Raw genomic sequence first — 20,563 nt, forward strand, 5'->3', positions numbered from 1 at the left:
CCTCCGTCCCCTCTACTTTCAGGCTGCGTCGGGCTGGTTTTCCGGGCGCGCGCGGTCGAAGGCGTCCAGCGCCTGGCAGGCGGCCTCGATGCGGCGAAGGGTCGGGTACGGCGCAAGGTCCAGGCCGAAACGATGGGCGTTGTACAGCTGCGGCAGCAGGCAGAGGTCGGCCAGCCCGGGGCGGTCACCGTGGCAGAAGGTGCCGGTGTCGCGGCTGTTGGCCAGCATCGCCTCCATTGCCGCGAAGCCCTCGGCCATCCAGTGCAGGGTCCACTGCATACGGGCGTCGGCCGGCAGCTGCAGGTCGCGCTCCAGGTACTGCATCACCCGCAGGTTGTTGATCGGGTGGATGTCGCAGGCCACCAGCTGGGCCAGTGCCCGCACCCGCGCACGGCCGGCGGCATCGGCCGGCAGCAGCGGCACCTGCGGGAAGCGCTCGTCCAGGTACTCGACGATCGCCAGCGACTGGGTCAGCGCATGCCCTTCGTGCAGCAGCGTCGGCACCAGCTGCTGCGGATTGAGCCTGCGATAGGCGTCGAGGTGTTGTTCGCCGCCGTCGCGCACCAGATGCACCGGCCGGGCCTCCCAGGCCAGGCCCTTCAGCTCCAGGCCGATGCGCACGCGGTAGGCGGCGCTGGATCGCCAGTAGGTGTACAGCACGATGCCGTCGTCGACCGGAACCTCCATGGCCGCCTCCATGCTCAGGGCCTGGCGGCCTGTTCGATGCGCTGCTCGATCGCACCGAAAATGCTGTTACCGGCGGCATCGAGCATCTCGATGCGGACCACGTCGCCGAAGGACATGAACGGCGTGCTCGGCTTGCCGTCGCGCAGGGTTTCGACCACGCGCTGCTCGGCGAAGCACGAGGCACCCTTGCTGGTGTCTTCATTGGCGATGGTGCCCGAGCCGACGATGGTGCCGGCGCCCAACGGACGGGTCTTGGCCGCATGCGCGACCAACTGGGCGAAATTGAACTGCATGTCCACGCCTGCTTCCGGCGCACCGAACCACTGGCCGTTGATGTGGGTCAGCAGCGGCAGGTGCACCTTGCTGTCCTGCCACGCAGCGCCCAGTTCGTCGGGGGTGACGAACACCGGCGACAGCGCCGAGCGCGGCTTGGACTGCAGGAAGCCGAAGCCCTTGGCCAGCTCGCCCGGAATCAGGTTGCGCAGCGACACATCGTTGACCAGGCCGACCAGCTGGATGTGGCCCGCCGCCTGTTCCGGGGTGGCCGCCATCGGCACGTCGTCGGTGATCACCACGATCTCCGCTTCCAGGTCGATACCGTACTCCTCGCTGACCACCTTGACCGCATCGCGCGGGCCGTAGAAGCCGGCACTGGTGGCCTGGTACATCAGCGGATCGGTGTAGAAGCTCTCCGGCACCTCGGCGCCACGGGCGCGGCGCACGCGCTCGACGTGCGGCAGGTAGGCACTGCCGTCGACGAATTCATAGGCGCGCGGCATCGGCGCGGCCAGGGCCTGCGGGTCGAGGTCGAACACACCGTCGGCGTCGCCGGCATTGAGCGATTCGTACAGGGCGTTCAGGCGCGGCGCGATGTGGCTCCAGTCTTCCAGAGCCTGCTGCAGGGTGGCGGCAATGCCGGTGGCGCGCACGCCGTGGCGCAGGTCACGCGAGACGACGATCAGGGTGCCGTCGCGGCCGCCTTCCTTCAAAGAACCAAGCTTCATGGGTGGGTGTCCGGAGTCGTGGGCAAACAAGTTTCAAGTGTAATCAAATCTGCGGCGGCGCCAAGCTGCAGCGCGGCATCGGCCCACCCTACCGTAGTGGGGGGTTCGGCAGGGCTTGCAGCCCTGCACCTGCAGAAGCAACGGCAACGTCAAAAGCCTGCATTCCGTGGGATGGCGGGGAGGTGTGAGTGGGCAGGACACGCCGTAAACCCATCCCTGGGGGCTCGATGGCGCCATCCATGGCGCCAACGGTCCTGCCCACCCACACCGCCCCACCCCCGACAGGTTCCCAATGACTGATCGAACATCCACATCATTCATCGTCGAGATCCGTCAGACACCGAAATTGATCGAATGAGATTCGACAGATCGCGGAAAACTGTCGAAGGCGGGGTGGGTCCGGTGACAGGGGCGTGAGCCGCATGGATGCGGCGACCGAGCTACATGGACGTACTTGCAGCGCCCCCTGCCACCGGACCCACCCCGCCTCCCACAGGAACCCGGCCTTTGACGTTGCTTCAGCCTCTGCGGGGTGCAGGGCGCAGCCCTGCAGAGAACCCCCTACCTGAACAGGTCTTTTTGCGTGAAGTCTCAAACATCGTTTAGACTTGCGCGGTCTGCAGCGGCCGTCCGTTTCCCTCCGGGATCGCCGGCGACCAGGGTCCGCCCTCTTCGCCCGCCCCCACTCCGACGCCGTTCGTCACGCATTCCAGCCTGCGCTTCGTGCCGGCTGCACCCAATTCTCGCAGCGCGGTTCACGGGAACGCTCCGAGTCAGCCGATCAGTTTGATCTGCCCCCGTCTGTCCGTTCGGACAGGCGTTTCTTGTACTTGGAGCAAACTCAATGTCTTTTGAATCGCTGGGCCTGGCGCCCTTCCTGCTGCGTGCGCTTGCCGAGCAGGGCTACGAAAACCCGACCCCGATCCAGCAGCAGGCGATCCCGCTGGCACTGGCCGGTCGTGACCTGCTGGCCGGCGCACAGACCGGCACCGGCAAGACCGCCGCCTTCGGCCTGCCGCTGCTGCAGCACCTCGGCACCGCCTCGCAGGAAGTGCGCAGCGGCCCGCGCAAGCCGCGCGCGCTGATCCTGGCCCCGACCCGCGAACTGGCCACCCAGGTGCACGACAGCCTGCGCGGCTACAGCAAGTACCTGCGCATTCCCAGCGCCTGTATCTACGGCGGCGTCGGCATGGGCAACCAGCTGGATATCCTGCGCCGTGGCGTGGACCTGCTGGTGGCCTGCCCGGGCCGCCTGATCGACCACCTGGAGCGTCGCAGCATCGACCTGTCCGGCATTGAACTGCTGGTGCTGGACGAAGCCGACCGCATGCTCGACATGGGCTTCCTGCCGTCGATCAAGCGCATCCTGGCCAAGCTGCCGAAGCAGAACCGGCAGACCCTGCTGTTCTCGGCCACCTTCGAGGACAACATCCGGCAGCTGGCGCTGGAGTTCATGCGCAACCCGGAACAGATCCAGGTGACGCCGAAGAACACCGTGGCCGAAACCATCACCCACCGCGTGCACCCGGTCGATGCCGGTCGCAAGCGCGACCTGCTGCTGCACCTGCTGGCACAGGACAGCCGCGAGCAGACCCTGGTGTTCGCCCGCACCAAGCACGGCAGCGACAAACTGGCCTCGTTCCTGGAAAAGTCGGGCATCAAGACCGCGGCGATCCACGGCAACAAGAGCCAGGGCCAGCGCCTGCGTGCGCTGGGCGACTTCAAGGCCGGCCGCGTGACCGTGCTGGTGGCCACCGATATCGCTGCGCGCGGCATCGACATCAACGAGCTGCCGAAGGTGATCAACTTCGACCTGCCGATGGTGGCCGAGGACTACGTGCACCGCATCGGCCGTACCGGCCGCAACGGCGCGACCGGCCAGGCGATTTCGCTGGTGGCACAGGATGAAGTGAAGCTGCTGCGTGCGATCGTGCGCCTGCTGGGCCGCGACATGGACATCCGCGATGTGCCGGGCTTCGAGCTGCAGGTGCCGATCCGCTGGGGCAACAGTGCGCCGGGCAAGGCCGAGCACGATACCGGCGAGCGCGCACCGCGCAAGAGCCATGCGCGCCGTCCGCACGGTGATGCGCCGCGCCACGCGCACGCAGGCCCGAAGAAGGCCGGCGGTGGCCGCCGCGAAGGCGGTGGCAATGGCCAGCAGCGTGCAGGTGCCGGCCAGGGCCAGCGCCGTGGTGGTGGCGGCAATGGTGGCGGCCGCGGTCGTGGCCAGGGTGGCAACGGCGGCGGTCGCGCCGGCTGATCCCAGCTGACATGGAGGGTGCTTCCCGCTGCGCGGGGGCTATCGAGGGACGGCGCTGACGCGCCGTCCTTTTTTGTTGCGGGCTACCGGGTGATAAAGCACGCGGTGGCAGTACCGAGGGCGAATGGGCATGGGGGCAGCGCAGAACACGCTGTAAATACGTCCATGTAAGCTCGATGGCGCCATCCATGGCGCCAACGGTTCTGCGCTGCCCCCATGCCCATCCGCTTCAAGCATTGCCTGCGCCTTCTTCTCCCGCCGGGTAGCCGGGAGAAGAAAGATCAAATTCAAATTCAAATTCAAAGGCAAAAGCCGAAGTCGCAATTCCTGGCTTTGCTTTTGCTTTTGCTTTTGCTTTTGCTTTTGCCCTTGCTCCCGCCTTGGGGTCTGATGCGTCCGCGCCCGCAGGAAACTGTCATGGGAGGCAGGGGGCCTCAGCCAGGACCGTTGGCGCCAAGGATGGCGCCATCGAGCCCCCATGGATGGGTTTACGGCGCGTCCTGGCTGAGGCCCCCTGCCTCCCAAGCACAACAGAAACTCGGCGCCAAACACCTCAACCCCGCGCTTTCGCCGGATTCACCAGATTCCCGAAGAAGATCGCGTTGATCAGCAGTCGGTCCGTTCCGTGCCAGTACTTGCGGTGCGCCGGGTCATCGGCAAACAGCACCACGTTGCCCTGCCCCTGCGCCGACACCAGCAGCCACGCACTACCCGCCACCCGCGTGCGGTTACGCTCGGACAGGTAGCCGTTCACCCGCGGCGGCGTGTCGATGCGCACCACCGTGGAGAACGGGTTCGCGCTCGGCTGCAGCGTCACCGTGTTCTCCTTGTTGATCGCCAGCTGCCGGCGCGGCACGCCGAATGCCAGCGGATGGCTGGTATCCACGTCGGCACTGAGAATGTTGCCGCTGACCCGCTCGATCGCAGCGATGTCGCGCTGGTCGCCAAACGCGCGGCGACTTGCATCAGCAGCCTCTTCTTCCTTGCCGAGCTTTTCGCCGTCGGCCAGCTTCTGCTCGATCGCCCACTTCGAGGCACTGCCGTAGGTCACCAGTGAACCTCCGCCCTGCACCCAGCGCTTCAGTGCAGCCACCGCCGTGGCATCGACGCCCGTGTAGGTGCCACCGGACAGCACGATCGTGGTGTAGCGGTCCAGCGGTACCTTGCCCAGCTGCTGCGGATCCAGCTTGCTGGCCGGCAACTGCAGCTGCTGGTCGAGCAGGAACCACGCCGATCCGATTTCGGTGGCGGCCACGCCCTCGCCCATCACCAGTGCCACCGCAGGCTTGCGCAGCGCCTTGACGCCGTCACTGCCGAGGTCGATGCCTTCGCGGCTGCGGCCGCTGGACAGCGCGTGGACCTGTACGTCCGCCTCGCGCGCGGCCGATGTCACTGTCTCGAGCAGCGCCGCGCCCTGCAGCGATTGCCCGGCAACCGGAATGACCAGGCTGCCGGCGGCGAAGCTGATGTCGCCCTGCGCGGTCGCGGTGGTGAACGGCTGGAATGCCGCGCGTGCATTCACGCCCTTGCCATGCAGCGCGGCCAGCGCGCGCCCGGCGTTGTAGTCGCGCCAGTCGATGGCGTAGGCGAATCCGGCCTCGCCGCCCAGCACCGCGCCCCGCTCCAACGGCAGCGCGGCCACGCGTGCGCCGCCTTCGATACGGCTGCGGCTGCCCGCAAAGGCCACGCCGTAGGCCGGTGCGATCGCATAGCTGGTGCTGCCGTAGAACACATCACCCTTGATCGGCGGCGTCTCGGCAAAGATCGAATGCACCAGGCGGAACTGCGCCTGCTGCACCGGCACCACGTAGGCGCTGCCGGCATCGAAGCGCTGCCCATCGACAGTGACTGCACGGTCCAGTGCGCGCACTTCGATCCGGTGCAGCAGCAGCAGTTCCAGCAGGCGCCGGGTCAGTGCCGGATCATGCGCGTCGCCGAACACGAAGCTCTTCACCGGCTGCTGCGCAGCCTGCTTCAGCGCGCTCTGGAAGAACTGCTTCTGCAGGTCGAACAGGCCGCTGCGCTCGGTCACCGCGCCACGCACCGTGCCCAGCCCGGTGGCGACCTGGTTGCGGATGGTGAAGGGAAAGGTCAGCAGGCCATTCACCGATTCCTGCACGCGGCCGCGCGAGCTGGCCTGCTCGACGGTAACGCCGACAGCGCCATGGAAGTCCGGATAGGTGGAACCGTACACCGGCGAGAAGTTGTCGAAATTCTCGCCGGTGTAGTACAGCGACCCCAGCGCATCCAGCGCCTGCGCGTGGTACTTGGCGAGGGTCTTGTTGAATTCATACGACGCCGCCGGAATCAGCGGACTGTGCATGCTCTTCGGCGAGGGCTCGAAGTAGTAGGTGCTGTCCTTGCTCATTTCGTGGAAGTCGATCTGCACGTTCGGGTACCACTGGTGGAACACCTCCACCTTCGGCCGTGAGTCCTGCTGGGTCAGGGCCAGCCAGTCGCGGTTGAGATCGGTGAAGTAGTGGTTGGTACGACCCTGCGGGAACGGCTCGACGTGTTCCTTGTCGGCGGGGTCGGCAGAAGCTGGGGCGGACGCCCAGGCGTTGTGCCAGTTGGCAGCACGGTCACGACCATCCGGATTCTGCGCCGGATCGAACAGCACCACCGCCTGCTGCAGCCATTGCTGGGTTTCTGCGCTGCGGTTGGCCACCAGGTAGTACGCCGTCAGCATCGCTGCCTCGGCACTGGAGGTCTCGTTGCCGTGGACGCTGTAGCCCAGCCACACCACCACCGGGCTGTCACCGGCGGCGCTGCGCGGCTGCGCCGGATCGGCCAGGGTCGCGTGCTGCTGGCGGATCTGTTCCAGCCGCGCATGATTGCCTGCAGCGGTGACGGTGGCGATCAACAGCGGGCGGCCTTCATAGCTGCGGCCGATCTCGCGCACGTTGATCTTGTCCGAGCGTTTCGCCAGTTCCTGGAAGTACGCCACCAGCTGGTCGTGCCGGGTGTAACGGCTGCCGATCGGGTAGCCGAGGAACTGCTCCGGCGTCGGCACCGCTGCATCGAACGCCGCTGCGTCGGTGACCTGCGGAAAGAAGTACGCGCTCTGTGCCCGCGCCGGCTGCGGCGAGGACAGGGCGGTGGCGGCGGCAAGCAGCAACGGAAGAACGGCACGGCGATGCAAGGACACGGTGACTCCCCTGGAACACAACGGCAGACGATCGCGCGGCCGGTCCCCTCAGGTGACCGACCGCGGCGGATGGATCAGAAGCGGTAATCGAAGCCCAGCGTGAAGTAGCGGCCACGCAGGTCGTACTGGCTGAAGTCGTACGGCGCGCGGATGCCCGGGAACGAGGCGTCGTACGGCGGCGTCTTGTCGGCCAGGTTCTGCACCTTGGCATACACGGTCAGCTTGTCGATGCCGGTGTAGGCCAGGTACAGGTCGTACTGGCTGTAGCTGCCGACGCGCTGCTGCACGGCTTTGGCGGCGGTGCTGGCCTCCTGGCGGTAGCTGCTGGTGTAGTACCAGGTCACGGCTGCGTTGAAATCACCGTACTTCCAGTCCAGCGTGGTGGTGGCCTTGTCCTTGGGCAGGGTCGCGCCCAGGTTGCTGCCGGCGTAGTCGACCAGCGGCCCACCGACCACGGTCGGGCGACGGTAGTCGCGCACGTGGGTGTAGGCCGAGGACACGGTGAAATCACCCAGCGCCGCGGTCGGGATGCGCTGGCGCAGCTCGACATCGATGCCCGAGGTCTTCAGCTCGCTCAGGTTCTGGTAGCGGTTGTAGACCGCCTGCAGCTTGCCGCGCTCATCGCGCTGCACGGCGCCGGCCACGTTGTCGTTGACCAGGGTCTGGGTGTTGTTGGTGCCGACCAGGTTGTCCAGCTGGATGCGGTAGTAGTCCACGCTCAGGTTGGTGTTGGCCCACGGCGACAGCACCACACCGAAGTTCACGCTCTTGGTGCGCTCGGGCTTCAGTTCGTTGTTGCCGACGGTGAAGAAGGTCGGGTTCTGGCGCGAGCCCGGCACGTCCGGATCACGCGGGTCGACCACGCTGCCGTAGGCGATGCTGGTGCTGTTGGAGTTTTCCGACAGCGACGGCGCACGGAAGCCCTTCGACGCCGACGCACGCACCAGCAGGACATCCAGCGGCTGCCAGCGCAGGCCGATCTTCGGCGAGAACGCATCGCCGAAATCATCGTAGTGATCAGCGCGCGCGGCGGCGGACAGCTCCAGCGTCGAGGCCAGCGGCACGTTCACTTCGGCGTAGGCCGCACTGACCTGGCGCTTGCCGTGTACTTCGGCAATGGCCGGGCGCACCTGCAGGCCGGCATCGATCTGCCACGGGTTGTTGGAGTCGAGCTTTTCGCGGCGCCACTCGGCACCCGCAGCGAAGCCGATCTCGCCGGCCCAGGTATGGCCCAGGCTGCCGGAAATCTTCGCATCGATACCCTGCAGCTTGGATTCGGCCGGACGCAGCGTGGCGATGTTGATCGAATCGCGCACCGACTGCGGCGTGGCCGCCGGGTTGAGCAGGTTGTAGCTGCCCGTGGCCAGCGCGTCGGCCAGCGCCCAGCGGTTGGCGAAGCCACCGGACACGCTCTCGCGCTCGCTGCTGCGTGCACCGAACGCGGCCACTTCCCAGTCCCACGACGCGGTGGTGCCACGCAGGCCGAACACGCCGCGGTAGGCGGTGGAACGGTTGGTCTTGATCGTGCCGCCCAGGTCGAAGAAGGTGTACTCGATCGGGATCGCGCGGCCGTACGGGTTGTACGGATTGTTGGCCGGCAGCAGCGACGACACCGGCTCGGCCAGGCCGCTGTTTGCGTTCAGTGCGAAGCGGCCGCTCTCCAGGGTGAAGAACGGGCTGCTGCCGAACCACGCGGCACTCTTGATCTGGCTGTACAGCACTTCGCCGAACGCTTCGACGTTGTCGTTCAGGCGGAACGTACCGTTGGCGTAGGCCTGGTAGCGCTTGGTCGAGGGGATCAGCGTGGTGAACGGTGCCTGGTTGAAGCCGCAGGTGTCGCCGGCCAGGCCGTCGATCGGTGCGCTGGCGACGCGGGTGGTGCCGGTCGGGCAGTTACCGTTGGCATCGAGCATCGGCACCGAGACGCCGTTGACCAGGTAGCGCGCGCCCTTGGCCGACCAGCCGTTCCAGCGGCCACCCGGCTTGTCGGTGTAGATGCCGCTCCTGGTCAGGTTGCGTTCGTCCTGGTCCAGGCGCTCGCGGTTGTACCCCTGCAGGCTGAAGAGGATGTTGTAGCCATCGGTGTCGAGATCACCCAGGCCGCCGACGAACTTCAGGTTCTGCTCGTGCAGGCCGCCCTGGTCGGCACCGCCGAAGCTGCCGCCGATCTCGGCGCCTTCGAAGTTCTGCCGGGTGATGATGTTGACCACGCCGGCCACGGCGTCGGAGCCGTACACCGCCGAGGCGCCGTCCTTGAGCACCTCAATGCGCTCGACCGCGACCAGCGGCAGCGCATTGAGATCGACGAAGGTGTCGGACAGGCCACCGGCCGGGAAGCCGTAGTTGGCCAGGCGACGGCCGTTGAGCAGCACCAGCGTGTTTTTCTGCGACAGGCCACGCAGGCCGATGCCGGCCGAGCCGGACGCCCAACCATTGTTGGTGGTTTCGTTGCTGGCGTTGCCGGTGTTGGCCGAGATCGAACGCAGCACATCGGCCACGGTTGCCTTTCCGGTCTGTTCCAGCTGTTGGCGGCCGATCACCTGCACTGGGTTGGAGGCCTCGGTATCGGTGCGCTTGATGTTGGAACCGGTGACGCGCACGGCGGCCAGGGTACTGGCTTCGCCACTGGCATCGGCGGAGGTTTCGGCGGCGGCGGACAAAGGCGCGGCCAGAGCGACGGCCAGGGCCGCCACGAGCAGGGTGTGCTTGGGCATGACGATGTGGGGGAGGTGGAAAGGGCGACGTAGTTCCGCAGTAGTCCATGCCTGGCCGGGGTCCGGCCAATAACATCTCTTCATACGGATATAAGAGAAGTTATCATCTCTTCATCCGGATGGAAAGAGTTACTTCACGAAAGCCCAACATCCGCTCAGGATGGCCGGCCACCTGCGGCGTACAATCGCGCCATGGAAATCTTCAAAGTCTTCATGCTCGAGGCGGCGCACCGCCTCCCCAACGTGCCGCCGGGGCACAAGTGCGCGCGCCTGCATGGCCACTCGTTCCGGGTGGAACTGAAGGTCGAGGGCGAGCCGGGGGCGCAGACCGGCTGGATCATGGACTTCGGCGACGTGAAGGCGGCCTTCCAGCCGATATACGACCGCCTGGACCATCACTACCTCAATGACATCCCCGGCCTGGAGAACCCGACCAGCGAGAACCTGGCGGTGTGGATCTGGAACGAACTCAAGCCCAGCCTGCCGGCGCTGAGCGAGATCACCGTGCACGAAACCTGCACCTCCGGCTGCCGCTACCGGGGCCCGATGGCCTGATCAACCCATTGATCTGAAAGGTTTTTCAAAGGCACCCTAGGCGCCTTTGTTATTTTTGTTGCAATGCGGCATCAAGAGCGTATGCTGCAATGCATCAAGCCACTCCCTGATGCCCCATGGCCGCCGCCTTCAGCGATCGCTTCAGTGATGCCACCCGCCAGCTCGCCGCCGCAGCAACCCGCGCGAACCGGTTGGCGTTGGAGAACGCGGAAAGCATGTTCGGCGTGCAGCTGAAGGCGATGGAGCGCAACCTGACCGCGACCGGCGGCTGGTTGGGTGAACTGGCCCGTAGTGACGACACGGCCGGGATGCTCAACAAGGGCGCACAGCTGTGGCAGGACAACCTGCAGCGGCTGGGCCAGGCCCATCAGGACGTGGTCGGTCTCGGCCTGCAGGCCGGCAAGGCCTGGTCCGAACTGGTGCAGGGCTACAACGAATCAACGGCGGACGCGAGCAACCACTGACGCGACGCAACGCTCATTGCGTGGGTCCCTCCCCCCACGCAATCCGGACCCGGCAGATCCCTCCCTCTGCCGGGTCTTTTTTTGCCTGGCGTTTGGATACCGAAGTGCGTCTTCGCCCGACGTCTCTGCGAGCTGAAGGGCCCCGTCGGGGCAGGCAGGGGCCTGGGCAAATGTCCCCCGGCGCCGGCCGTTGGCCGTCACCTCCTCCTTTACTTTGCCCAAACCCCTGCCCGCCCCGACGAGGCTCGGTGTGCGGTGAGGAAAGCGCAGCACGCGCGGCCGCCTTTCAAGGAAGCGCCGACAAACTCCGAACGCCGGGCGGATGCCCTTGCGTACGAAGTAAAGGGGGAGGTGACGGCCAACGGCCGGCGCCGGAGGACATTCGTACGCAAGGGCATCCGCCCGGCGCCACGCAGAATGAATCCGCCACACGCGTGTCTTCGTCCCGATTCCCCGCGAACTGACGGGCCCCGCCGAGACAGGCAGGGGCCTGGGCAAATGTCCCCCGGCGCCGGCCGTTGGCCGTCACCTCCTCCTTTACTTTGCCCAAACCCCTGCCCGCCCCGACGAGGCTCGGCTTGCGGCAGGAAAGGAAAAGCGCAGCGCTCGCGGCGCCTTTCAACGAGGCGTCGACGAACTCCGAACGCAGGGCGTAGGCCCTTGCGTACGAAGTAAAGGGGGAGGTGACGGCCAACGGCCGGCGCCGGAGGACATTCGTACGCAAGGGCCTACGCCCTGCGCCACGCAGAACAAACCGCGAAGGAATCTCAACGCCCGCGATTGACGTGCCAGTGCTGGTGCCACGCCTGGAACATCAGCACGTTCCACAGGTGCGTGTGCCACTTGCGTTCGCCACGCAGGAACGCTTCCCAGATGCCGCGCACGCGTGCCGCATCGAAGCAGCCCTGGTTGCGCAGCAGCTGCGGGTCCAGCAACGCCTCCGCCCAGTCGCGCAGCGGGCCCGCCAACCAGCGCGCCATCGGCGGTCCGAAGCCGCGCTTGGGGCGATACACCAGCGGCTCGGGCAGGTAGCGCGCCAGCAGGTGCTTGAGGATCCGCTTGTGCTCACCGTCGTGGTACTTCAGGTGCTGCGGCAGGCGCCAGGCCAACCGCACCACCTCCATGTCCAGCAGCGGCGCGCGCGTCTCCACGCCCGCCGCCATGCCCGCACGATCAACCTTGGCGAGGATGCCCTCGGCCAGGTCCATGCGGAAATCCAGCAGCTGGATGCGGGCCTCGGCCGGCAGCGCCGTGTCCTGCTGCTGGAAGATCGTCATCGGCTCGCGTGCACCCAGCACCACCTGCGCCGGCTGCCGCCAGCGCGTCACGCGCTGCAGGTAGTGACCTTCCACGTCGTTGGCGGCGACTTCCGCCACCAGTGCGCGCCAGCCGCCCAGGCGGCCGCGCTCGACATTCATGCGGTTGCCGCTGCGCCGCGCCAGATCACGCACCCAGTCCGGCAGGCCACCGCACAGGCGCGCATTGCGCAGCGCGCGGCCATAGCTGGGGTGGCCGAAGAACAGTTCATCGCCACCGTCGCCGGTGAGGGCCACCGGCTTGCGCGCGCCCAGCAGTTCACTGGCCAGCAGGGTCGGCAGCTGCGAGGCATCGGCGAACGGTTCGCACCAGACCTGCGGCAGCCGCTGCAGCAGATCCAGGCCTTGTCGCGCGTCCATCCGGTGCAGGTGGTGTTGCACGCCCAGATGCCGCGCGACCTGCGAGGCCCAATCGCTCTCGTCATGGCCGGGATCGTCGAAGCCAACCGTCCACGCTTCGATCGGAAGCGTCGACTGTGCCTGCATCATCGCCGTCACCAGCGAGGAATCGGTGCCGCCGGACAGGAACGCGCCGCAGGCCAGCGGCGAATGCATGCGTGCGGCGATGGCCTTCTGCAGCACAGCTTCCAGCTGGTCGGTCGCCTGCTCGAGGCTCGGCGCCGGCTGCAGCGGTTCCTGCAGTGCGCTCTGCATCGCATCGCGTGCGCACCAGTAGCGTGAACCACCCTGTGCGGCCTGGCTGGAGCCGCCAGCCGCATGGTCATTCAGATCGATGCGCAGCATCGCGCCTGCCACCAGCTTGTGGATGCCGCGGTAGATGGTGTGCGGTGCCGGCACGTAGTCATGGCGCAGCAGCAGGCTCAGCGCATCCTGGTCGATGCTCGGGGCGAAACCGGCAAAGGCCTGGAGTGCCTTCATTTCCGAGGCGAACAGGAACCGGCCCTGGTACCAGCCGTAGTACAGCGGCCGCTCGCCAACCGGGTCGCGGGCCAGCCACAGTTCGCGCGACTCGCGATCCCATACGCTGAAACCGAACGCGCCCTCGATGCGGGAAAGCGCCCGTTCCACGCCCCATTCGATGATCGCCTGCAGCAGCAGCCGCGCATCGCTGCAGCTGCGTGGCAGATCGCGCAGCTGCGACTGCAGGTCGGCCCGGTTGTACAACCGGCCATCCAGGCACAGCACGTAACGGCCACAGTCCGAACTCAGGGGCTGCAACGGCGTATCGGTTGGCGCCCGGCAGTGGCCCAGCGCCAGGCCGGCCTCGGCGTCGGTCCAGTAGCCGATGCGCCCCCGGCCGCGCTGCTGCAGGGCGCGCAGCATTGGCGCCAGCTGCTGCAGCAGGTGTTCGTCCTCGGCGGGCGGCAGCCAGGCCCCGACCACGCCGCTCATCGGGCACCTCCGCAGCGGCAGCGGCGGGACGGGTTCAGCAGGCAGGCGGCGGCGGGCGACATGGGAGCGACACGCGGAGCGGAGGAGACTCCATGCTCGGCCCGCCCCCGGCCCTGCGTCAGTCGCTTTGCTGTCAGCGATGGTCACCGTGCGTATCACGAAGGTAACGTTTTGTAACAGCATCAGGCTATGCTGGACGCCAAGTTGTTGCCAGGCCTGAGGCCCGGCCCGTGCGCCAGCAACCCCGGCTGAATGGCGCCCGCTCCCGGGACCCGGGCGGCCCGAAGGCTGGGATAGCATCGCCGCGCTCGTGCCGTGGCGGTACGTGTGCGTCCACGGAGGCCTTGAAAATGCTGGATATCGTACTGGTCGAAGACGATGCCCGCCTGGGTACGATGGTCAGCGACTATCTGCAGCGGCATGGCTACCAGGTGGCCCACGAGCGCAGCGGTGAGCGTGCGGTGGCCCGGATCCTGGCCGACAAGCCCGCCCTGGTCCTGCTCGATGTCGGCCTGCCCGACCAGGATGGTTTCGAAGTGTGTCGGCAGATCCGCCCCCACTATGACGGCATCATCTGCGTGCTGACCGCCCGCACCGACAACATCGACCAGGTGCTGGGACTGGAACTGGGCGCCGATGATTACATCGGCAAGCCGATCGAACCACGGGTGCTGCTGGCCCGCCTGCGCGCCCACCTGCGCCGCCACCGCCGGGTCGAACCACGCGACGGCAGCCTCCGCTTCGGCGAGCTGAGCATCGACCCGTCCACCCGCAACGTGCACCTGCAGGGCGCGCTGCTGGAGCTCACCACTGCCGAGTTCGACCTGCTGTTCCTGCTGGCGAGCAATGCTGGCCAGATCCTGGACCGCGATGCGCTGCTGCGCGGCCTGCGCGGGATCGCCTTCGACGGCCTGGACCGTTCGATCGATGCCCGCATCTCGCGCCTGCGCCGCAAGCTGGGCGACAACCCGGAGCAGCCGGAACGGATCAAGACCGTGCGGGGCCGCGGCTACCTGTTCAGCCGCTCGGCATGGGGATGAAGCGTACGCCCTCGGCGATGCGCGGCCACGCCTTCCACTTCCTCCGCTACGGCATCGGCTTCCTGGTTGCCCATCTGTTGCTGATCGTGCTGGGACTGTGGGCCTGGGATGCGCTGCTGGAAGACCGCACCGAAGCCGGACTGCAGGCCGAAATGCGTGGCACCCATGCCCTGCTGCAGCACCGCTTCGCCGAAACCCCGCGCGAGCAGTGGCCGACGCTGGCGCGCGAACTGGACGCCGACTTCGCCTATGCCCTGCGCATGGTGCCGTTGGCAGAGGCGATGAAGGCGCTGCCGGCCAGCCAGCGCCCCCCCTTCAGCAACGGCCGGGTGCAGATCGACCTGGAGCACATGCGCAGCCTGCAGCGGATCGGCGACAGCGACTACGCGGTGATGCTCGGGCCGTTGGACGAAGCGCTGCCTGACGAGGGCTGGCAGGACAGCGAAGTGTCAGGCGTGGCGATCCTGCTGCTGATCCTGATGGTGGCCGTGGCGCTGCCGATGTACGTGATGGTCTACCGCCTGTGGCGCGACGTCTCGCAGCTGGCCCAGGCCGCCCGGCAGATGCGCGACGGCCAGCTGGATACCCGCGCGCCGCGCGCCGGCACTGCGCTGGTGCGGCCGCTGGCCAATGCCTTCAATCACATGGCCGAGCAGCTGCAGCAGCTGCTGGAAAGCCAGCGCGTGCTGGCGCAGGCAGTGGCGCACGAAGTCCGCACGCCGCTGGCGCGGATGCGTTTCGGCCTGGCCGACCTGGAGGACACCGCGCTGGACGAGATCCAGCGTGATGCCTTGGGCGGCCTGCGCACTGATGTCGATCGGCTGCAGCACCTCACCGATGCCGGCGTCGAGTACGCCGCGCTCGGCCGCTGCCATCAGCTGACCCGCCAGCGCCTGCAGCTGGCGGCACTGGTACGTGGCGTGGTGGCCCAGTTCGCACCGCTGCCGATGCCGGTACAGCAAGTGCTGTCGCCGGCGGGCCTGGTCAACGTCAACCGGCACATGCTGGAACTGGCACTGCGCAACCTGCTCGGCAATGCCCTGCGCTATGCGCGGCGGCAGATCCGTATCGCCAGCACGGTCAACGACGGCTGGCTGTGCCTGCAGGTGGAGGACGATGGCCCCGGCATCGCACCCGAACTGCGCGGCCAGGTGCTGCAACCCTATGTGCGGCTGGATCCGGGCAGCCCCGGTTTCGGCCTCGGACTGGCGCTGGTGCAGGTGGTGGCCGACAAGCATGGCGGCCTGGTCGAAGTAACCGATTCGGAGCTGGGTGGTGCCTGCATCCGACTGCACCTGCCGCTGGAAAGCGGCGCTGCCGTCGAGTGCGATGCGGCCTGCTAGGCCGCTGGTTCCGCACGCGGCAACGCAAACGCGAACAACGCGCCGCGCTCGCTGTCACGCAGTTCGATGCGGCGGCCGTGCAACTGCACGATGCGCTGCACGATCAGCAGGCCCAACCCGCCGTTCTCTCCACGTCGCGCGCCCAGCGCGGCCGGTGCCTGGAACAGCTGCGTGCGCAGTGCAGGGGCAACACCAGGTCCATCATCGGCCACGCTGACCTCCACGCTGTCCGGCGTCGCGCGCAGGCACACCTCGATCCGCCCACCGTCGGGCGCATGCCGCAGCGCGTTGTCGAGCAGGTTGGTCAGCACCCGCTCGACCAGGCCCAGATCGGCGCGCACCAGCGGCAGGCCGGGCGGGAAGTCCGCGTGCAGGTACTGGTTGCGAGCCTGCGCCGCCAGCTCGAATTTCTGCAGCACGTCCTGCAGCAGCTCCGGCAATGCGAACACCTCCCACTCCAGGCGCACTTCGCCATGCTCCAGCCGCGCCAGCTCGAACAGCGCACGCGCAAGCCGGCCAACCTTGGCGCTCTGCGCCAGCGCGATACCGAGGTAGCGGCGGCGCTCGTCCGGCGACAGCGTGGCGTCCTTCAGCGCCAGCGTTTCCAGATAGCCGTGCAGCGACGACAACGGCGTGCGCAGGTCGTGCGAGATGTTGGCGACCAGCTCGCGGCGCTGCAGGTCCTGCTGGCGCAGCTGCTGCCACTGCTCGCCCAGCCGCTGCGCCATCTGCGCGTGTGCGTGTTCGAGGATCACCAGCTCGTCGCGCTCACCGGGACGCAGCGGCTCCGGCGGCGGCAACGGCGTGGGTGCGTCGATGTCAAAGGCCTGGATGCGCCGGGTCAGCCGCCGCAGCGGGCGCGTCACCCAATAGAAGGCCACCAACCCGGCCAGCAGGCCCAGGCTGCCGACAAGCATCACCGACCACAGCGTGGTGTTCCACTGGCTGCCGGCGGCAAGGTCGTCGGACAGCATCTGACGGTGTTCGCCGACCAGCACCACGTACACATAACCGGCCTGGCGACCCTGCACGATCAGCGGCGCGGCACTGAACACCTTGCGGCCGTCCGTGCTGCGCGGGTCATCGCCCAGGATCGGCAACGGCGCACCGGCCAGCAGCCGGCGCAGCGGTGCCACGTCCACCCGGTTGCGCACCAGATGGCCTGTCGGCGCATCGTGGCCGAGGATGCGGCCCTGGTCGTCCAGCAGGTAGACCTCGACGCTGGGGTTGACCGCCATCAGCTGGCCGAACAGCGCGCGCACGGCGGCATCACGCATGCCGCTGGTGTCCATCAGTTCGCTGCGCTGGGCAATGTGCTCGGCCAGGCCCAGCGACAACCGCTGCACCACTTCCTGCTCGTGGCGGGTGTTGGCGCGCATCTGCAGCGCCAGCAACGCCATGCAGCACATCAGCATCAGCGCAGCGATCACCGCCGCCAGCTTCTGCCACAGGTTCGGCTTGATCATGCCGCCGCCCCGGCAGGATCGACCAGCTTGTAGCCACGGCCCCACACCGTCAGCAGCCGCCGTGGATTGGCCGGGTCCGGCTCGATCTTGCTGCGCAGGCGATTGATGTGGGTGTTGACCGTGTGCTCGTAGCCATCGTGCTGGTAGCCCCAGACCTGGTTGAGCAGTTCCATGCGCGCGAACACCTGGTCCGGATGACGGGCGAAGAACAGCAGCAGGTCGAACTCGCGCGGGGTCAGCTCCAGTGCGTTGCCATCCACCGAGGCGGTACGCGCGACCGGATCCAGCTGCAGACCGCCCAGCTCGATCGCGCCGGCATCGATGCGCGCGCTCTGCGCCATCGCCTCGGCCCGGCGCAGCAGCGCACGCACACGGGCCACCAGTTCCGGCATCGAGAAGGGCTTGGCCAGGTAATCATCCGCACCCAGTTCCAGGCCGACGATGCGCTGCGTTTCGCTGCCACGCGCACTGATGATGATGATCGGCACATAGCGCGCCATCGCGCGTGCACGCTGGCAAACCTGCAGGCCGTCCACGCCGGGCAGCATCACGTCCAGCACCAGCGCATCCCATGGCCCTTCCTGCTCGAGCAGGCGCAGGCCGGCATCGCCGCTGGCGGCATGGGCGACGTCGTAGCCCTCATCGCCCAGATGCATGCGCAGCAGGTCGGCGATGTGGGCATCGTCTTCAACGATCAGCACGCGTTTGGTGGACATCGGCAGCTCGGGGGCCAGTGGGGAGGCTGGCTGCATTGTGGCGCGGGATGGCCGCCGATACCTCACGAAAAATTGAATCCTGCGTGAGGATTCGTTGACCCGGGCGGGCGCAGCATGGCCCCGTCGCCCCTTCACGGAGTCCGCCATGTCCCTTACCCGACGCCATCTGCTGGGCCTGGGCGGTGTTGCCACCGCCGCCGGCCTGCTCGGCCTGGGGGCCTGCAGCCGTGCCGCCCCGGCCGCCGCTGAAGCGCGCCCGTCGCGACAGTTCGAGGTCATGCGCAGCGATGCCGACTGGCGCCAGCGCCTGACCCCGGCGCAGTACGCAGTGCTGCGCCAGCAGGCGACCGAGCGCCCGTACAGCAGCCCGCTCAACAGGGAACACCGGCAGGGCACGTTTGCCTGCGCCGGCTGTGCGCTGCCGCTGTTCTCCTCCTCCACCAAGTTCGAGAGCGGCACCGGCTGGCCCAGCTTCTGGGCGCCACTGCACAACGCCATCGGCGAAGACCGCGACGTCACCTTCGGCATGCTGCGGGTGGAGGTGCACTGCCGCCGCTGCGGTGGCCACCTCGGTCATGTGTTCAACGACGGGCCTCGCCCAACCGGACTTCGCTACTGCATGAACGGCGCGGCGATGGTGTTCGTTCCCGGTGCCGCTGAGGGCGGTACCGCCGATGGCTGGCGGGTGCCGGTCGGTTCTTCCCCTGCTTCCGGAGCCTGACGATGCTGCTGTTGCTGCTTGCCTACCTGGGGGGCGCGCTGACCCTGCTCAGTCCCTGCATCCTGCCGGTGCTGCCGTTCGTGTTCGCCCGTGCCGACCGCCCCTTCCTGCGCAGCACGCTGCCGCTGCTGCTGGGCATGGCACTCACCTTCACCGTGGTCGCCAGCCTGGCTGCGGTGGGCAGCCAATGGGTGGCACAGGCCAACCAGGTCGGACGCTGGATCGCCCTGCTGCTGATGGCGCTGTTCGCACTGGCATTGCTCTGGCCAAGACTGGCCGACCATCTGCTGGCGCCGTTCCAGCGCGTGGGTGCCCGCTTGAGCGCGCGTGCCGATGCGGCCGACGCAGCGGGGCGTGGCGGTGCGTGGACCTCGCTGCTGATCGGCATCGCCACCGGCCTGCTGTGGGCACCCTGCGCCGGGCCGATCCTCGGCCTGGTGCTGACCGGTGCCGCGCTGCACGGGGCCAGCGCCGGCACCAGCACGCTGCTGCTGGCCTACGCACTGGGCGCGATTACCGCACTGGCGCTGGCGGTATGGGTAGGTGGCCGCGTGTTCCGCGCGCTGCAGGCGCGGCTCGGCCTCGGCGATGTGCTGCGCAAGGTACTGGGCGTGGCCGCACTGCTGGCGGTGGTGGCGATCGGCCTGGGCTGGGATACCGGCCTGCTGACCCGTCTTTCTACGGTCAGCACCGCGCGTATCGAGCAGGGCCTGCTGGATGCGGTACCCGGCGCGCAGCCGGCGGCTCCGCCGATGATGATGATGGCCGGTGCCAACGCCGCTGCCAATGCACCGCTGCCAGTGGAAGGCACCCTGCCCGCGCTGGACGGCGCCACCGGCTGGCTCAACAGCCCACCGCTGACGGCCCAGCAGTTGCGCGGCAAGGTGGTACTGGTCGATTTCTGGACGTACTCGTGCATCAACTGCCTGCGCGCGATGCCGTTCGTGCACGAATGGGAACGCCGCTACCGCGACCACGGCCTGGTAGTGGTCGGCGTGCACACGCCGGAGTTCGCCTTCGAGCGTGACCCGCGCAACGTCATGAAGGCGGTGCAGCAGCTGAAGGTTGAGTACCCGGTGGCGCTGGACAACCAGTACACGATCTGGCGCGCGTTCAACAACCGCTACTGGCCGGCGCAGTACTTCGTCGATGCGCAGGGCAACATCCGCGGCCACCAGTTCGGCGAGGGCAACTATGCGCGCTCGGAACAGGTGATCCGTCGCTTGCTGACCGAGGCCGGCCAGACGAACCTGCCACCGCCGGCCGATCCGGCCGCCGCCGATCTGAAGGGCGTGGCTGCGCAGGCCGACATGGGCAATCTGCGCTCGCCGGAAACCTATCTGGGCCACGCCCGTGCCGAGCAGTTCGCCTCGCCCGGTGGGCAGCGCAGCGACACCGCGTTCGACTACACGTTGCCGGCCAGCCTGGCGTTGAACCAGTGGGGCCTGTCCGGACGCTGGACCGTTACCGACGAGGCTGCGCAGCTGCAGCAGGCCGGTGGCCGCATCGCCTTCCAGTTCCATGCGCGCGACCTGCACCTGGTGCTGGCACCGGGCCAGGAAGGAAAGCCGGTGCGCTTCCGCGTCCTGCTGGATGGCAAACCATTGCCCGCCACCGATGCCGGCACTGATGTCGGCGCCGATGGCAGCGGCGTGGTCGACGAGCACCGCCTCTACCAGCTGGTGCGCCAACGCGGCACGGTCAGGCCGCACCGCTTCGAGATCGAATTCCTCGATGCGGGCGTGCAGGCCTATGCCTTCACCTTCGGTTGAACCG

Annotated in this window: 14 protein-coding genes; 7 read left to right on the top strand and 7 right to left on the bottom strand. The window is 67.7% G+C overall.

Annotated features, from left to right (window positions below):
• Positions 1–18 precede the first annotated feature (18 nt).
• Positions 19–687, bottom strand: coding sequence for a maleylacetoacetate isomerase (gene maiA / locus AC5P68_RS03735; RefSeq protein ID WP_111188257.1), 669 nt, complete (start codon positions 685–687; stop codon positions 19–21).
• A gap of 14 nt (positions 688–701) precedes the next feature.
• Complete coding sequence (locus tag AC5P68_RS03740) at positions 702–1,691, bottom strand: fumarylacetoacetate hydrolase family protein (RefSeq protein WP_049430901.1); 990 nt, start codon at positions 1,689–1,691, stop codon at positions 702–704.
• Positions 1,692–2,535: 844 nt separating this feature from the next.
• Between AC5P68_RS03740 and AC5P68_RS03745 the strand changes: the two genes are divergently transcribed.
• Positions 2,536–3,951 (top strand): DEAD/DEAH box helicase, encoded by a 1,416-nt coding sequence (locus AC5P68_RS03745; RefSeq protein ID WP_099484941.1) that lies wholly within the window; start codon positions 2,536–2,538, stop codon positions 3,949–3,951.
• Between the two features lie 553 nt (positions 3,952–4,504).
• Here AC5P68_RS03745 and AC5P68_RS03750 read toward each other — a convergent pair.
• Together AC5P68_RS03750 and AC5P68_RS03755 are read right to left on the bottom strand one after the other, a co-directional pair.
• The gene (locus AC5P68_RS03750; protein ID WP_414498143.1) at positions 4,505–7,099 is read right to left on the bottom strand and encodes a M14 family zinc carboxypeptidase; all 2,595 of its coding nucleotides are present in this window, start codon (positions 7,097–7,099) and stop codon (positions 4,505–4,507) included.
• 74 nt (positions 7,100–7,173) lie between these two features.
• Entirely contained in the window at positions 7,174–9,813 is a 2,640-nt protein-coding gene (locus AC5P68_RS03755) for a TonB-dependent receptor plug domain-containing protein (protein ID WP_184013746.1), read from the bottom strand.
• Between the two features lie 192 nt (positions 9,814–10,005).
• Here AC5P68_RS03755 and queD point away from each other — a divergent pair, with 192 nt between their 5' ends.
• Both queD and AC5P68_RS03765 read left to right on the top strand, forming a co-directional pair.
• Positions 10,006–10,368 (top strand): 6-carboxytetrahydropterin synthase QueD, encoded by a 363-nt coding sequence (gene queD, locus AC5P68_RS03760; RefSeq protein ID WP_033835414.1) that lies wholly within the window; start codon positions 10,006–10,008, stop codon positions 10,366–10,368.
• A gap of 116 nt (positions 10,369–10,484) precedes the next feature.
• Entirely contained in the window at positions 10,485–10,832 is a 348-nt protein-coding gene (locus AC5P68_RS03765; protein WP_033835413.1) for a phasin family protein, read from the top strand.
• 767 nt (positions 10,833–11,599) lie between these two features.
• Here AC5P68_RS03765 and asnB read toward each other — a convergent pair.
• Complete coding sequence (gene asnB / locus AC5P68_RS03770; RefSeq protein ID WP_088436423.1) at positions 11,600–13,501, bottom strand: asparagine synthase (glutamine-hydrolyzing); 1,902 nt, start codon at positions 13,499–13,501, stop codon at positions 11,600–11,602.
• A gap of 350 nt (positions 13,502–13,851) precedes the next feature.
• Here asnB and AC5P68_RS03775 point away from each other — a divergent pair, with 350 nt between their 5' ends.
• Positions 13,852–14,541, top strand: coding sequence for a winged helix-turn-helix domain-containing protein (locus AC5P68_RS03775; protein ID WP_005407950.1), 690 nt, complete (start codon positions 13,852–13,854; stop codon positions 14,539–14,541).
• The gene (locus AC5P68_RS03780) at positions 14,538–15,884 is read left to right on the top strand and encodes an ATP-binding protein (protein WP_033835411.1); all 1,347 of its coding nucleotides are present in this window, start codon (positions 14,538–14,540) and stop codon (positions 15,882–15,884) included. The genes AC5P68_RS03775 and AC5P68_RS03780 overlap by 4 nt, the downstream gene beginning before the upstream one ends.
• On the opposite strand, the gene AC5P68_RS03785 is transcribed toward AC5P68_RS03780, so the two are convergent.
• Together AC5P68_RS03785 and AC5P68_RS03790 are read right to left on the bottom strand one after the other, a co-directional pair.
• Positions 15,881–17,350 (bottom strand): sensor histidine kinase, encoded by a 1,470-nt coding sequence (locus tag AC5P68_RS03785; protein WP_005407948.1) that lies wholly within the window; start codon positions 17,348–17,350, stop codon positions 15,881–15,883. The two genes, AC5P68_RS03780 and AC5P68_RS03785, sit on opposite strands and share 4 nt — an antisense overlap.
• Positions 17,347–18,066, bottom strand: coding sequence for a response regulator transcription factor (locus AC5P68_RS03790; RefSeq protein WP_005407947.1), 720 nt, complete (start codon positions 18,064–18,066; stop codon positions 17,347–17,349). Before AC5P68_RS03790 ends, AC5P68_RS03785 begins: the two co-directional genes overlap by 4 nt.
• Before the next feature lie 145 nt (positions 18,067–18,211).
• On the opposite strand from AC5P68_RS03790, the gene msrB reads away from it, so the two are divergent.
• Both msrB and AC5P68_RS03800 read left to right on the top strand, forming a co-directional pair.
• On the top strand, positions 18,212–18,787 hold the full coding sequence (gene msrB / locus AC5P68_RS03795) for a peptide-methionine (R)-S-oxide reductase MsrB (RefSeq protein ID WP_033835409.1): 576 nt from the start codon (positions 18,212–18,214) through the stop codon (positions 18,785–18,787).
• Positions 18,788–18,789: 2 nt separating this feature from the next.
• Positions 18,790–20,559, top strand: a complete 1,770-nt coding sequence (locus tag AC5P68_RS03800) for a cytochrome c biogenesis protein DipZ (RefSeq protein WP_414498144.1) — start codon at positions 18,790–18,792, stop codon at positions 20,557–20,559.
• Positions 20,560–20,563: the final 4 nt, after the last annotated feature.

It is taken from the genome of Stenotrophomonas sp. YJH_SMC_58, assembly GCF_059369635.1.

Bases quoted from the DNA above. Each gene is read 5' to 3' on its own strand.
- maiA (WP_111188257.1), bottom strand. From the start codon at position 687: ATGGAGGTTCCGGTCGACGACGGCATCGTGCTGTACACCTACTGGCGA.
- AC5P68_RS03740 (WP_049430901.1), bottom strand. From the start codon at position 1,691: ATGAAGCTTGGTTCTTTGAAGGAAGGCGGCCGCGACGGCACCCTGATC.
- AC5P68_RS03745 (WP_099484941.1), top strand. From the start codon at position 2,536: ATGTCTTTTGAATCGCTGGGCCTGGCGCCCTTCCTGCTGCGTGCGCTT.
- AC5P68_RS03755 (WP_184013746.1), bottom strand. From the start codon at position 9,813: ATGCCCAAGCACACCCTGCTCGTGGCGGCCCTGGCCGTCGCTCTGGCC.
- queD (WP_033835414.1), top strand. From the start codon at position 10,006: ATGGAAATCTTCAAAGTCTTCATGCTCGAGGCGGCGCACCGCCTCCCC.
- AC5P68_RS03765 (WP_033835413.1), top strand. From the start codon at position 10,485: ATGGCCGCCGCCTTCAGCGATCGCTTCAGTGATGCCACCCGCCAGCTC.
- asnB (WP_088436423.1), bottom strand. From the start codon at position 13,501: ATGAGCGGCGTGGTCGGGGCCTGGCTGCCGCCCGCCGAGGACGAACAC.
- AC5P68_RS03775 (WP_005407950.1), top strand. From the start codon at position 13,852: ATGCTGGATATCGTACTGGTCGAAGACGATGCCCGCCTGGGTACGATG.
- AC5P68_RS03780 (WP_033835411.1), top strand. From the start codon at position 14,538: ATGAAGCGTACGCCCTCGGCGATGCGCGGCCACGCCTTCCACTTCCTC.
- AC5P68_RS03785 (WP_005407948.1), bottom strand. From the start codon at position 17,350: ATGATCAAGCCGAACCTGTGGCAGAAGCTGGCGGCGGTGATCGCTGCG.
- AC5P68_RS03790 (WP_005407947.1), bottom strand. From the start codon at position 18,066: ATGTCCACCAAACGCGTGCTGATCGTTGAAGACGATGCCCACATCGCC.
- msrB (WP_033835409.1), top strand. From the start codon at position 18,212: ATGTCCCTTACCCGACGCCATCTGCTGGGCCTGGGCGGTGTTGCCACC.
- AC5P68_RS03800 (WP_414498144.1), top strand. From the start codon at position 18,790: ATGCTGCTGTTGCTGCTTGCCTACCTGGGGGGCGCGCTGACCCTGCTC.